This is a genomic window from Eisenbergiella porci, assembly GCF_009696275.1.
Taxonomy (GTDB): domain Bacteria; phylum Bacillota; class Clostridia; order Lachnospirales; family Lachnospiraceae; genus Eisenbergiella; species Eisenbergiella porci.
The window spans coordinates 35,960-50,402 of the sequence record NZ_VUMI01000030.1 but is presented as its reverse complement, the minus strand read 5'-3'; the positions used below and the strand labels follow the sequence as shown (position 1 = coordinate 50,402).

General features: G+C 47.6%; 12 protein-coding genes. 9 read left to right on the top strand and 3 right to left on the bottom strand.

The window, feature by feature from the left end; all coding sequences use genetic code 11:
* From FYJ45_RS17555 to FYJ45_RS17535, 5 genes are all read left to right on the top strand, one after another.
* Positions 1-375: a sodium:proton antiporter gene (locus FYJ45_RS17555; RefSeq protein ID WP_021633586.1), complete on the top strand. Its 375-nt coding sequence runs from the start codon at positions 1-3 to the stop codon at positions 373-375.
* Positions 376-1,869 carry a complex I subunit 5 family protein gene (locus tag FYJ45_RS17550; protein ID WP_021633587.1) on the top strand — a complete coding sequence of 498 codons (1,494 nt, stop codon included), beginning with the start codon at positions 376-378 and terminating at the stop codon, positions 1,867-1,869. It abuts the gene before it with no gap.
* 37 nt (positions 1,870-1,906) lie between these two features.
* Entirely contained in the window at positions 1,907-3,391 is a 1,485-nt protein-coding gene (locus FYJ45_RS17545; protein ID WP_154466185.1) for a complex I subunit 5 family protein, read from the top strand.
* Between the two features lie 106 nt (positions 3,392-3,497).
* The gene (locus FYJ45_RS17540) at positions 3,498-4,976 is read left to right on the top strand and encodes a complex I subunit 5 family protein (protein ID WP_154466183.1); all 1,479 of its coding nucleotides are present in this window, start codon (positions 3,498-3,500) and stop codon (positions 4,974-4,976) included.
* Between the two features lie 18 nt (positions 4,977-4,994).
* Positions 4,995-7,271, top strand: coding sequence for a complex I subunit 5 family protein (locus FYJ45_RS17535; protein ID WP_154466181.1), 2,277 nt, complete (start codon positions 4,995-4,997; stop codon positions 7,269-7,271).
* A gap of 68 nt (positions 7,272-7,339) precedes the next feature.
* Here the strand turns inward: FYJ45_RS17535 and FYJ45_RS17530 are convergent, their stop codons facing one another.
* From FYJ45_RS17530 to FYJ45_RS17520, 3 genes are read right to left on the bottom strand one after another with little or no spacing between them, the layout of a single operon-like run.
* On the bottom strand, positions 7,340-9,136 hold the full coding sequence (locus FYJ45_RS17530; RefSeq protein WP_154466179.1) for a sensor histidine kinase: 1,797 nt from the start codon (positions 9,134-9,136) through the stop codon (positions 7,340-7,342).
* A complete protein-coding gene (locus FYJ45_RS17525) occupies positions 9,133-10,473 on the bottom strand; it encodes a response regulator transcription factor (protein WP_154466177.1) in 1,341 nt (446 codons plus the stop codon). Before FYJ45_RS17525 ends, FYJ45_RS17530 begins: the two co-directional genes overlap by 4 nt.
* A complete protein-coding gene (locus tag FYJ45_RS17520) occupies positions 10,461-10,643 on the bottom strand; it encodes a response regulator (protein WP_154466175.1) in 183 nt (60 codons plus the stop codon). Before FYJ45_RS17520 ends, FYJ45_RS17525 begins: the two co-directional genes overlap by 13 nt.
* Before the next feature lie 228 nt (positions 10,644-10,871).
* Here FYJ45_RS17520 and FYJ45_RS17515 point away from each other — a divergent pair, with 228 nt between their 5' ends.
* The 4 genes from FYJ45_RS17515 (at position 10,872) to FYJ45_RS17500 (ending at position 14,431) form a co-directional block, all read left to right on the top strand.
* Positions 10,872-11,813 (top strand): ABC transporter permease, encoded by a 942-nt coding sequence (locus tag FYJ45_RS17515; RefSeq protein ID WP_154466173.1) that lies wholly within the window; start codon positions 10,872-10,874, stop codon positions 11,811-11,813.
* 9 nt (positions 11,814-11,822) lie between these two features.
* A complete protein-coding gene (locus tag FYJ45_RS17510; RefSeq protein ID WP_154466171.1) occupies positions 11,823-12,707 on the top strand; it encodes a carbohydrate ABC transporter permease in 885 nt (294 codons plus the stop codon).
* 117 nt (positions 12,708-12,824) lie between these two features.
* On the top strand, positions 12,825-13,436 hold the full coding sequence (locus FYJ45_RS17505) for a type 2 periplasmic-binding domain-containing protein (RefSeq protein ID WP_154466169.1): 612 nt from the start codon (positions 12,825-12,827) through the stop codon (positions 13,434-13,436).
* The gene (locus FYJ45_RS17500) at positions 13,433-14,431 is read left to right on the top strand and encodes a type 2 periplasmic-binding domain-containing protein (protein ID WP_154466167.1); all 999 of its coding nucleotides are present in this window, start codon (positions 13,433-13,435) and stop codon (positions 14,429-14,431) included. The genes FYJ45_RS17505 and FYJ45_RS17500 overlap by 4 nt, the downstream gene beginning before the upstream one ends.
* Positions 14,432-14,443 lie beyond the last annotated feature (12 nt).

Genomic DNA, 14,443 nt, shown 5'->3' with positions numbered 1-14,443 from the left:
ATGGGCGGGAACCTGTTATCCAACTATGGCGAAGCCATTGCCATGATCCTGTTCGGCATCGGATTCTCCAATCTTCTTCTTCAGAAGAACCTGATTAAAAAAATAATCGGCCTTAACATCATGGATACCGCCGTTTATCTGTTCCTTGCGGAAAAAGGCTTTATCATGGGGCGGAAGGCGCCCATCGTAGTGGACGGAATCCAGGCGGTGGAGAACTATATCAATCCGGTGCCCAGCGGGCTGGTGCTCACGGGAATCGTGGTTTCCGTATCCGTTACGGCGCTGATGCTCTCCCTCACCATCCGGCTGTACCGCAGGTACCATACGCTGGATTTGGATGAAATTTCGGCCAGGCTGAAAAAGGAGGGGCTGTAAATGGATTTTGTACAGAATTTTCCCTTCTTCTCCATTTTTTTATCCATGTTCTCAGGCACGGTGAGCTCGGTGCTCCCGGCGAAGGCCGCCAAATGGGTGAATACCTTCGTTATCGGCGCCGTGGGCTGTATGTCGGCTGTTCTGCTGGTGTATCTCATGGGAAAAGGCGCCAGCTATACTTATATGATGGGACATTTCCCGGCTCCCTGGGGAAACGAAATCCGGGCGGGCGTCCTGGAAGCGGGCATGGCGCTGTTTTTCTGTGTTATCATGCTGCTTTCCATGATGGGCGGCCGGAAGAAGCTGTTAGGCGAGGTGGAATACAGCAAGCATAATCTGTATTACATTCTTACCGACCTGCTTTTAAGCTCCCTGCTGGCGTTGGTATATACAAACGACCTGTTCACCGCCTATGTATTCGTGGAAATCAACACCATTTCCGCCTGCGGGCTGATTATGATCCGGCAGAACGGACGGACGATAGAGGCGGCGGTAAGGTATATGATCATGAGCCTTTTGGGAAGCGGCCTCCTCCTGGTGGGCATTTCCATGCTCTATGATATGACAGGGCATCTGCTCATGAGCAATATCAAGGAAAGCGTGGGTGAAATCGTGGCCCATGGGGAATATCAGGTTCCGCTGGTGGTAACCATCGGCCTTATCTGTGTTGGCCTTGCCATAAAAAGCGCGCTGTTTCCCTTCCATTCCTGGCTTCCGGATGCCTACGGCTATTCCACGGTATCCTCTGCGGCCATGCTGTCCAGCCTGGTATCCAAGGGGTATATTTTCCTGCTGATCAAAATCTTCTACCGGGTAATCGGATTTGATATTATTGCGGGAAATAAAATCATAAACGTGCTGTTTGTTTTCGGCCTGATGGGAATGATATTCGGTTCCTTAAGCGCTATCAAGGAAAATGACATCCGGCGGATGATTTCTTTTTCCAGTGTGGCGCAGATAGGTTATATTTATATGGGCTTCGGGCTGGGAACCGAGCTGGGGATGGTAGCGAGCATTTTCCACATCCTTTCCCATGCGGCAACCAAATCCCTGCTGTTTATTTCGGCCATCGGCCTGACGGACGTATCAAAGGGCAGCAGGAAGTTCCAGGATCTGACGGGAGCCGCCTACCGCCATAAAATTGCGGGCATCGGCTTTACCGTGGGCTCCCTGTCCATGGTTGGCATGCCGCTGTTTTCCGGGTTTGTGAGCAAGCTGCTGTTTGCCCAGGCTTCCATCGGCCATGCTTATAAAATGCTTCCCGCATTGATCGTGCTTGGCATCAGTACTATTTTGAATGCAATCTATTTCATGAAGACCGTGATCCGTATTTTCGTTCCGGAAAGACGGTCCGACTGTGAAGTGATTACCATAAAAAGTGAAAAAACCTATGCGCTGACCATCGTACTTTTTATCGCTTTGAACATTGCGCTGGGCATGCTGTCCCAGCCCATTGTGGAGTGGATAAAAATGGGGCTGGATATGTTTGCATAGATATAGGAACAGGTGACTGTTCAGACAGGAGCTTCATATGAAGGAATCAGGCATGCTTCTTTTCCCCATTTTTTTCCCGATTATCCTGGGGACTTTGCTGCTGTTTATGAAGAAAACTACAAAGAGAAAAACAATGGTGCTTATTACGGCCGCGGGCCTGCTTGTAACGGCGCTTGCTGTTATCTGCGTGCTTGCGCAGGGTGAGGTATCCTTTACGTTGTTTCAGCTGACGACCCTGCTTCCCATCTATTTTAAGGCGGATGCAGTGGGCAGGCTGTTTGTATCGGTGGTAACCATTGTATGGGTGCTGGCCGGGATCTATGGATTCCGGTATATGGAGCATGAGGACTGTAATAAAAGGTATTTCGGCTTTTACCTTATTGTGTATGGAATTCTGGTGGGGCTGGATTTTTCCGGAAACTTGATTACCTTTTATCTGTTTTATGAGTGTATGACGCTGCTTTCCCTGCCGCTGGTATTCCATTCCCGGACACGGGAAGCGGTTATGGCGGGATTGAAATATCTGTTTTATTCGTTGTGCGGCGCGTATCTGGCACTGTTCGGCCTGTACTTTATCAACCGTTACGGCAACACGCTGACCTTTACGCCGGGCGGCGTGCTGGATCCTTCCCTGGTTACGGGACATGAGGCGCTGCTTCTTGTGGTGGCCTTCCTCATGCTGCTGGGCTTCGGCGTAAAGGCGGGCCTGTTTCCCATGCAGGGCTGGCTTCCGGCGGCCCATCCCGTGGCGCCCGCCCCGGCGTCGGCGGTTCTTTCCGGCATTATCGTGAAGTCCGGCGTTCTTGGAATTATCCGTGTCATTTATTTTATCTTCGGCGCACAGTTCCTGCATGGAACATGGGTGCAGAAGGTGTTTCTCATACTGACGCTGGTTACGGTTTTCTTAGGATCCATGCTGGCTTATATGGAAAAAGGCCTGAAAAAAAGGCTGGCGTATTCCACGGTAAGCCAGGTTTCCTATATCCTGTTCGGCCTGGCGCTTCTCAATCCTGCGGGAATGACCGGGGCGCTGCTGCACGTCATATTCCATGCAATGATTAAATCCGGCCTGTTCCTTTGTGCCGGGGCCATTATCTTCCGTACGGGAAAGCGTCAGGTATCCCAGCTTAAGGGAATCGGAAAAGAGATGCCGGTAACCATTGGCTGTATGACGCTTCTGTCCCTGGCGCTGATTGGTATTCCGCCGGCCAGCGGGTTTGTGAGCAAATGGTACCTCGCTGAGGGAGCGCTTGCCTCGGATACCGGAATATTCAGCTGGCTGGGCCCTGTGGTGCTTCTGCTGTCCGCCCTGCTTACAGCGGGCTATCTGCTTCCCATTCCCATGAAGGGATTTTTTCCGGGAGAGGAAGAGGAGAAGACAGGCTTTGAGAAAAAGGAAGTGGATTCCGTTATGCTTGTGCCCCTGCTGATACTGGCAATACTGGCCGTAGTGCTGGGAATGTTCCCAGGAGGCCTGCTTTCCTGTATTGCAGGGATTACCGGCCAGCTGTTTACGGCCTGATGTGGTATCCAAAACAGATAAAAAAGTGGAAATTGCTGCCGCAGCCCGGGTATCCGGACTGTTATCAGCTGTTTAATACCTTCACAGTTATGAAAGGTGTTCATCTATGAAACCAGAAATGATGCTTGTGGCCATACTCCTGCCTGTGCTGGGCGGGGCGGTGGCGCCGCTGATACCCTTTAAAAAAAGAATCCATATGGAAATATACATTGAGTCGGTGGTGGTGCTGACCACTCTGATTGTGGCGGGCCTGCTGGTTAACAGGCCGTCGGAGCCGTTTCCCATCGTCCGGTTTGTGAACAATCTTTCCCTTTCCCTGGAAATCGACGGACTGTCCATGGTATTTGCAGGACTGGTGGCGGCTTTATGGCCTCTTGCCACACTGTATTCTTTTGAATATATGAAGCATGAAAAGAGGGAACGGTTCTTTTTCATGTTTTATACAATCACCTATGGAATTACGCTGGGTATTGCATTTGCAGAGGATATGCTCACCATGTATTTCTTCTATGAGCTTCTGACCATGGTGACGGTGCCCCTGGTGCTCCATACGCTGACAAGGGAGGCAATTCTTGCCAGCCGGAAATACCTGTATTATTCCCTGGGCGGAGCGGCTTTTGCTTTTATCGGGCTGATTTTCCTGCTGACCTATGGGACCACGATCAATTTTACCTTCGGAGGTGTGCTTGATCCGGCGGTAATCAGCGGTGATAAGAGGACACTTCTTCTGCTGATATATGTGATTGCCTTCTGCGGCTTTGGGGTGAAGGCGGCGGTAAGCCCGTTTAATTCCTGGCTCCCCCAGGCAGGCGTGGCTCCCACGCCGGTAACAGCGCTGCTGCATGCGGTGGCGGTGGTGAAGGCGGGGGCGTTTGCCATTATCAGACTGACCTTTTACAGCTTCGGCCCTGACTTTATCAGAGGCAGCTGGGCGCAGAACGTGGTGATGGGAATCGTTATATTTACAATCGTATACGGCTGCAGCCGGGCGCTGAAGGAAACGCACCTGAAGCGGAGGCTGGCCTATTCCACCATCAGCAACCTTTCTTATATCCTTTTCGGGGTCTGTATTATGACGCCCATGGGACTGGTGGGGGCTTTAAGCCATATGGTATTCCATGCGGTAATGAAAATCTGCTCCTTCTTCTGCGTGGGGGCGGTAATGTATAAAACGGGAAAACAATATGTGCATGAAATTGACGGCTTCGGCAGGAGGATGCCGGTGGTATTCGGAATTTTTACCATAGCTTCCCTGGGTCTTATGGGCGTGCCCGGGCTGGCCGGCTTTATAAGCAAGTGGAACCTGGCTTCCGCTGCGGTGATGAGCGATAACGTATTGGCATATGTGGGAATAGGCGCGCTTTTGGTTTCCGCGCTTCTGACGGCCATCTATATGCTTTCCATTGTGATCCGGGCTTTCTTCCCCTATAAGGAAAAAGAGTGCAGTATACCGGAGGAAACGGCGGATCCGGGATGGATGATGCTGGTGCCTTTGTGTATTTTCGCAGGAGCCATTATCTACTTCGGGCTGCATTCCGCGCCGATTGTAGACTTTTTTACACAGATTGCAGGCGGCAATATATAAGAATTGGAGGAACTGTCAATGACTGGTGATTATATGCTTCTGCTGATCCTGTGCATTCCCTTCGCGGGGGCGCTGGTGACTTTGCTGCTTCGCGGCGGGGAAAAGGGTGCGGGAGAGAGCAGCGACGGAAAAAAGAAAAGGGATATATGGACCGGTCTGATAACCGCTGCGGAAATGCTGATTTTTGCCTCCCTGTTCGTAATATTTCTTGCAGGCGGCAGGACGGGTATCGCCTTCGACTTCCAATGGGAAGGCTTCTGCGGCCTGGGGCTGCATCTGTGCATGGACGGTTTCCGGGCGCTGTACTGCCTGGTGGCCTCTCTGATGTGGATGATGACTTCCTTTTTTTCCATGGAGTATATGGGAAGCTATACGTCCAGGAACCGGTATCGTTTTTTTACCCTGCTGACCCTGGGGGCGACGGTGGGCGTGTTCCTTTCCGCGGATTTATATACGGCTTTTATATTCTTTGAAATTATGTCCTTTACCTCTTATACCTGGGTGGCGCATGAGGAGACGAAGGAAGCGCTGCGGGCGGCGGAAACCTATCTGGCTGTGGCGGTAATCGGCGGGCTGGTAATGCTGATGGGGCTGTTTATCCTTTATCGTGAGTTGGGAACACTGGAAATCACGGCGCTGGCGGAGGCGGTGCGCAGCCATACGCTGGCGGGGGAGAGCGGGGCGGTCCGTTATCGGAACCTTTTTATCGGGGCATCCTGTCTGCTGTTTGGCTTCGGCGCCAAGGCCGGTGTATTCCCGCTTCACATCTGGCTTCCCAAGGCCCATCCGGTAGCTCCTGCGCCGGCTTCCGCACTGCTTTCGGGGATTCTTACCAAGGCAGGGATTTTCGGTGTCCTGGTGGTCAGCTGCAGCCTTCTGCAGTTTGATGTGAGATGGGGTGCGCTCATTCTGTTCCTGGGCGTCCTGACCATGTTTACAGGGGCGCTGCTGGCTTTGTTTTCCGTGAACCTGAAACGGACGCTGGCCTGCTCCTCCGTATCCCAAATCGGTTTTATCCTGATTGGCATCGGCATGCAGGGACTGCTGGGGGAAGAAGGAAGCCTGGCAATCCGGGGCAGCCTGCTCCATATGGTAAACCACTCGCTGATTAAGCTGGTTTTGTTTATGGCGGCCGGCGTAGTGTTCATGAACCTTCATAAACTGAATCTGAATGAAATCAGAGGGTTTGGCAGGAAAAAACCTCTTTTAAATGTCTGCTTTCTCATGGGGGCGCTGGGAATCGGCGGCGTGCCGTTGTGGAACGGCTACACCAGCAAAACGCTGCTTCATGAATCCATCGTGGAATACCGGCTCCTGCTGGCATCGGCAAATGCGGGCGTGCCGGCGGGCGGCGCCCATGCGGCCCAGGCTGTGGCAGAGCTTTCCTGTGCAGGAATTGCAGGCAGTCCGGCGGCGGGCAGTGTGCTTTCCTTCTTTACAGGCCCTTTATGGATGGGGGTTGTGGAATGGGTCTTTTTAATTAGCGGCGGGCTGACTGTGGCTTATATGCTGAAGCTGTATATTTGCCTGTTTCTGGAGAAGAATGCTGATAAAGACAGGCAGAAGGAATTCGAGGGTATGGGGCGCTATATGAATGGAATCAGCAGCTTCGCCCTGGCAGGCAGCGCCGTGCTGCTTCCCCTGCTGGGACTTCTGCCTCATCTGATTACCGACCGACTGGCGGATATGTCCTCCGCATTTCTGAATGCGCAGCAGCCGGAGGCTGTGGTGGCCTATTTCTCTCTCGTAAACCTGAAGGGCGCGGGCATCTCCCTTATCATCGGGATCCTGCTGTACCTGACAGTGGTGCGTATGTGGATGCTGTGTGTGAGAGAAGGACAGTCGGTTTACGTTGAACGCTGGCCTTCCTGGCTGGATCTGGAGGACAGGATTTACCGTCCGGTGCTGCGAAGGCTCCTTCCCCTGTTGTTCGGAAGTATTTGCCGCATCGCAGACAGGCTGGTGGACTCTTTAGTGGTACTGTTGAGAAAGACTATATACAGAGACAGTAAAATACCCCATGAATTAAAGGAGGGAACAGCGCTTACCCATATTGTGGGAAGTGTGCTTGACGGTGTGACGGATTACTTCAACCACCCGGATGCCACGGAAGAGGAGCTGGCGGAGGAGGAGTATATCCGGCAGCATATGGATGGTAAGTATGAGCATAAGCTGGCTATGGTACATGATGATCTGCAGGAGAACGGGACGATTATCAGGAGGAGTCTTTCCTTTGGGCTGTTTCTGGCGTGCTTTGGGTTGCTGCTGACGTTGTTGTATATGTTGATTGACTGAAGGTATAGGATTTATTGTAACAAAAAAGCGAAATGGGAAAACCGTTTCGCTTTTTGTCATTTCTGCATTCAGGCCGTTTCCTGAATCATGATAATTACCCTTGTCCATATATCCTCTGCTTCTATTTTCATATCTATGCGATCCGGATATAAAAACTGCAGACGCTTCAAAATATTGTTCAGAGCGATCCCATTACCCTGTGTGCGAATCGCTTCCGGGACGGTAAGACCTGCAAGAAGAGAATTTACTTCCCGGAGGCGTTCTGGCTCCATTGGATTTCCGGTATTACTGATAGAAATACAGACAGTATTTCCTTTGACCTGTCTGCTGATCCGGATAAGTATTTCACCCGGATCAAGCGTCTGTGAAATTCCGTAAACAATTGCATTTTCCACAATAGGCTGCAAAGTAAATGGCGGAAGCTTTAAATCAAGTAACGAAGAGTCAGCGTTTACATCATACCGAAGGGCGCCGGAAAAGCGGATTTGCTGAATATCCATGTAATCCTGGACAATGGAAAGCTCTTTTTCCAGCGTGGATGCATGAGAGGTAATCTCCACGGACTGACGCATTAAGGAGGAGAGGGAATAAATCATGGAAGCTGTGTCCATATCCTGGTTGGCCATGGCAAGCATACGTATTGTTTCCAGTGTCCCATAAATAAAATGGGGATGAATTTGGCTTTGAAGGGCCTGGTAGCGCGCTTCCTGGGTCAGAGCCTCCATATGCATCATCCTTTCGTTCAGAATACGGTTTTTATGTACCAGATCATTGTAGCTTCTGACAAGTGTATCGATTTCCGCAAATTTTTCTTCGGAAGACAGCTGGTATTCCTTCAGATTCCCTTCTGCCGACTTATCCAGAAAGGATGAAAATGCATAGATTTTTTCGGAAAGCCTGCGGATTACCTTGAAAAAACAGAAAAAACAAAACAGCAGCAGGAGAATGAGCAGGGATATCATTAAAATAGGAAAGGTGTCCGAAGAATGAAAAATAGTGGGGAACAGTTTGCCGGTAAAAATTATGCGCAGATTGCAGCCATTAAGCGTGAGCGCATTACAGTAGGTATCCGACTGCCAGAAAAGCCTGACACCGTCTTCCTCCGGTATCTTTACAGCCTCCTGCGCAGTATCTGAAGAGCGGTAAATTTCTTTTCCGTCATAAACACAAAAATATCCTGCATGAGAATCGTACAGCATATCCCTCAGCACTTCCGACATATTCTGAAAGAATCCGCTGTTATAACAGATTTCCAGATAACCGATGCATTGGGAATAGGATTGGTTATATACCTTCTGGTATGAAGAAAATATGGGATAACCGTCGGCCGAGGTGTCTACTTTCCACAGGATTTCACGAAACAGCGAACCATAAAGATTTTCACGCTCTGTATCTGAAAGAGGGAGGGAATCCACATCCCGGAAGGTTTCAAAAAGCATAACGTCCGCATCCGTATAAATATGAAATTCGGAAACAGCCGGGTAGCAGGAACCGATACTGTCCCAAAGAGGGCGGATATTTTTCATAATAGTATATACCATATCCGGCCCGTCATAGAGGCCGTTAAGGTAGTAAGTCATTTCCGAATTGCTTTCCAGCATATGGACAATTCCGTCATTAATTCCCTTCATTGTGTTTTCGGTCTGTTCCAGCTGATTCTGAAGGCCCAGCTGCTGGGTTTCCAGGCTCCGCAGGGTAAAGTGTACATTCAGAAAAAGAATATAGCAAATCCAGCAGAGCAGTGTGGGAAATACAATAAGTCCTATAAAAAGCCGGGAGGACTGCTGGAAAAAAGACTGTTTTTTTCGTCCGGTGACCGATTCGGCGGAAACTGCGGCTTCAGGATTTTTCTGTTTATTCATCATTGGTTCTCCTGTGACATGATTCCGGTATTAACCTGACGCTTTCTTGCGCGGAACTCGGAGGGCAGCATATGTTCATATTTTTTAAAAATGCGCAGCAGCTGTATGGAACTGTTATAGCCTACCTTGCCTGCAATCTGCTCCATGCTCAAATCGGTCTGGAGAAGAAGCTGTTTTGCAATAGCCAGCCGTTCGTGATGGAGACATTCCAGATAGGAACAGGAAATGGTTTTCTTGAACAGGCCGGACAGGTAATTGGGATTCATATTTACCTCCTGCGCCAAATCATTCAAAGACAGGTCCTTCTGGTAATTGGCTTTAATGTACTGGACTAAATGCGGGATAACCTCATGGTTGTCTGTGTTATCATCCTGTTTTTTCAGCTCCTGCTTAATCCACAGTATTCTGTCTGCAATCGCATCAATTGCGGAAGGTAAATCGGTAACTGCTTCGGGCAGGCGTTCATCGGGCCTAAACTGTGGCAGACTGATGGAAAGGCTGTCCAGATAAAAATAAATATTATAAAAGAAGCTGTGACAGATCTGCTCCAGAAAGATTCTGTCTGAAAACGCTGCAGTAAGACTGTTTAATTTAAGTACATAGGTATTCAGGGCATTTTTTATTTGATCCGGAGCTGTGTTCAGGAAAATATCCACGCAATCGTTATAGGTGAACAGAGCGGCGCCCGCCAGCGCGGGGGTATCAGGGAATGCTTTCTGATAAAAAATTCTCTGTACGCTGTTCATATACAACTGGTGCAGCGTTTCACAGGAACTACTGCTGATACTGGTGCCCAGAGCAAAATCCGAGGAATGAAGCCTTTCAATAAGACGTTCCTTCAGCGCCTTTGTCTTAACAGAAAAAATTGCATGGTTGCAGATAAAAACAACTTCTCTGCGATCCACAAAAATCATAGGGTAACAAACGTCATAGAAATCAAGGAAAATATCCTTATACACCTCCGGATCGGGAAGCTTCAGACCCGCTCCAGGTTCCAGCACAACTACAGAAATGTAGGCATACGGAAAGAGATCCCGGAGAAGTGCAGTGTCAAGAAGAAGATCGGAGAAGGGAATGTCGTACAGCATCATGGCCCGCAGAGAAACCAGGGTCTGCTTTCTTGCACTGTCCGATTCCGCCATTTTTTTATCCCTGGAGGTTTGGATCGCCTTAATCAGGGACTGGATATTCACCGGCTTGAGCAGATAATCATTAATCTGAAGGGTAATAGCCTCCTTTGCATAATCAAAATTAGCATGACTGGTAAGGATGACGATATCCATAGAATAGGAATTCGCACGAATATGCCGAATCAGATCAAATCCATTCATAACAGGCATGGTAATATCCACCAGCAGAAGATCAGGCTGGAAAGGATTTCTATAGCCGCCGGCACATTGGATGCGGTAACAATATCAATGGGAAACGAGATTTCCCGGCAGTTTTCGATCATCATTTTTATACCATTCAGAATGATGAGCTCATCATCTACAATCATGATTTTAAACATGGCTTCCCCTTCTTTCAGATAAAACTGTTTTACTGTGTCTAAATCGTATTCTTATCAGGCTTTTTTGTCAAGAAAACGTCCGCTCTCCGCCCTCGGATCTGAGAAATTGTAAAAGATGTGAATTAATGTTAATTATTCTGAAAAATGGATAGGTGAATAAGAAAGAATACATTGATAAAATAATTTCAGATAAAAAAACTCCACGAAAATTGAAAACAGGAGGCGGCTATGAAACAGAAAAGCACATGGCTTAAAACATTCAGAAAGCAGGGAATGCTTCAGCTCTTTGTCCTTTCAGGAATGTTATATCTGGTAGTTTTTAATTTGATTCCCATGTTCGGATTGATTATGGGATTTAAAAATTATAATATTACCAGCGGAGTTAAAGGAATTTTTACAAGTGACTGGGTTGGCCTGAAGTATTTTAAGGAATTTGTCACGGACTATAAGTTTGGCAGGCTGGTGCGTAACACGGTTGTCTTGAGTGTACTGAAGCTGGTGTTTACTTTCCCGATACCAATTGTTTTCGCAGTCATGGTAAACGAGATTAAGAACCTGAAGTTCAAGAAGGTACTTCAGACCTGCAGCTATCTTCCGCATTTTATTTCCTGGGTTATCATTTCAAGCCTGGCTTTTCAGTTTTTATCCAAAACGGGGGTAATTAATACATTGCTTCTGAAGTTCCACCTGACTTCCGGCCCAATAGGTTTTATGACCGACAGTAACCTGTTTTGGGGATTGGCGGTAGTACTGGATATCTGGAAAGAAATGGGGTGGTGGACCATTATTTTTTTGGCAGCTATAGTAGGGATCAACCAGGATTATTATGAAGCCGCACAGATTGACGGGGCCAGCCGGATGCAGCGGATTCGCTATATAACGCTGCCATGCATCAAAGGAACCATAGTGGTGGTGCTGATTATGACCATGGGAAATCTTTTCGGAGGAGGACTGAGCGGTTCCAACTTTGAGCAGTGCTATCTTCTGGGAAACAGTGTCAATGCGGACACTTCTGAAATCATACAGACTTATGTATTTGACGTAGGTCTGGCGCAGGGCCGGTACGCCTATGCTACAGCGGTGGGAATGATACAGTCGGTAATCTCTCTTGTATTGATTTTCTGCAGTAATTTTGCAGCAAAAAAAATCAGCGATACGAGCTTGTTCTAGGAGGAAATTATGAAAGCTAAGAAAAGGAAACGCACCAGGGAAGACTGGATTATGGATTCCGTTATCTATGTCTTTTCAATCATAGTTTTGTTCATAACAATTTATCCGTTCTATTATGTTTTTGTTCTTTCCTTCAATGATGGGCTGGATGCCAGCCTGGGAGGAATATACTGGCTCCCGAGAGAGTTCACCCTGGAAAATTATACGCAGTTCTTTAATGATATGAAGTGGCTGACTGCTTTACTGCTTACGGTGTTGAAGACACTGCTGGGGACATTGCTGGGCGTATTATTTACGACATTGGTTGCTTATGGACTTTCCTTTAAGGATTTGCTGGGAAGAAAATGGTATATGACATTTGTAATTATATGCATGTACTTTTCAGGAGGAATTATTCCGTACTATACAGTTCTGCGCAGCCTGCATCTGATAGATACCTTTTGGGTATATGTGATACCCGGAATGTTGAATCTGTTTTATATTACGATTGGAAGGACGTTTTTTGAAGGAATACCGGAATCTCTGAGGGAATCCGCTAAAATTGACGGCGCCGGGGAATTCAGAATTTTCCGCAGTATTATCATGCCGATTTCCAAGCCTTTTATGGCTACTCTGGCGCTTTTTGTCGGGGTGGGGCACTGGAATAACTGGTATGATTCCACCTTCTTTATAAAAACGAAAACGCTTAGGACAATGCCGTACCTTCTGATGGAGGTTATTAACCAGTCACAGGCCCCAAGCGACCTGAATGCCGCGGTACACCAGAGCAGCACTACAAGCCTGTCCATACAGTTATCAGCTATGGTGGTTTCCGTGGTGCCAATCATATTTATTTATCCATTTCTTCAGAGGTATTTTGTGACCGGAATGATGGTTGGTGCAGTAAAGGAGTAGGCACGCATGGAAAAGTAAAAATGCCTGCTTAAAATAAAAATATGGCAGTTTCCTGTTCCCTCCGCGCAATAAAGGGAACAGGTGATATAAAAAACAAGAAAGAGAAGGAGTATAGGAATGAAAAAGAAATTGATTTCAGCTTTTTTGTGTATGGCAATGCTGACCGGAATGCTGACCGGCTGCGGCGGAGGTACAGAGCAAAAATCAGGAGAAACAGCGGCTTCCGCAGGAGCGGTGCAGGCAGATGAGGGCACACAGGCAGCCCAATCGGGGGACGAAGAAGCAGTTTTAGATCTTTATATTGACTATACCTGGTTTGGTTCGGACAGCTGGACAGGGATTATCCCGGAAGAGATTACGAAGAATACCGGAGTGCGTTTTAATATAAACAGATCGGCGGACGACAGCCAGCTTGGCCTGATGATAGCTTCCGGAGACCTGCCGGATCTCGTATTTACGTCAAATGAACTGAGCCGTCTGTGCAACAGTGATATTTGTTACAGCTATGATGAACTGATAGAACAATATGGAATTGACTGGGAACCAAGCAGAGACCGTATTGCCATAGCGAAGTCACATAATACAGATCCGGCGGATGAGCATTATTATACAATCATGCAGAATTACAATAGTACAGAAGAATGGAATAAAGCAGAAGGAGTAGTTCCGTCCGTATCAACTCTTTACTATAGAAAAGACATCTGGGAAGCATCGGCAGTCCTGCCATGACAACAATGGACGATATTATGAAGGTAATGCTTCAGGTGAAGGAGGCATATCCGGATATGCAGGTGGTAAATGCAGGAAACCCCACCTGGAGGCTTCGCCCCTTTAAAGAATGGATGGGAAATTCCAACGATTTTCTGTATGATGAGAATGGGAATGTAATTTACTGTGATACCGCAGACTCTTTTTATGATGGAGTTAAATATATCAATGAGATGTATAGAAACGGTTTATTCTCAGAAGAAAATCTTGCCATTATTAATGAAGATGATGCCAAACAACAGGCGCTTAACGGTAATTGCTTTATCTATGAGTGGAATGCACGTCCCAACCAGCTGACCCAGCTGAATACGGAAACACAGAAAAATATTCCTGATGCCGAATGGGCATGTCTGGAGGTACCTGACGACGCAGCTGCCATGACACGTGCAAATGCAGGCTGGTCAGGTGTATTTATATCAAAGAACTGTAAGAATCCGGAGGCTGCTATTAAGGTAATTTCTTACCTGAACAGTGAAGAGGGAAGGCACCTTGCACTTTGGGGACGAGAAGGTATTGATTATACGCTGACCGAAAATGGAGCCCCTTCTTTTTCCGAAGAATGGCAGGAAGCATACAAGGATTCTAAAGTTATGACAGAAAAATATAACAATGGTTATTTCCTGTGTACTACGGAACTGGATGAATTATATCTTTACTATGCGGATGTTGATCCGGAAGTAGTGGCCAGCTTTGAGAAAAACATGGATAAATACACAAACTATCCCGAATTGTCAGTGGCAGTGCCTACATCGGATTCCGATCCTGGTATCATTTATAATAAAATCAAAGAAGCAAGAGAGGCGGAGTACGTAAAGCTATATACTGCAGCCAGCGATGAAGAGTTTGAGAAGGTTTATCAGGACTACATGAATCTTCTGGAAAAAATAGGCGTCAATGAGCTGAATTCTTATATGACAGAAAGAGTCCCTGAAATTAAAGAGTTATATGGATTCTAATTTGATTAATTA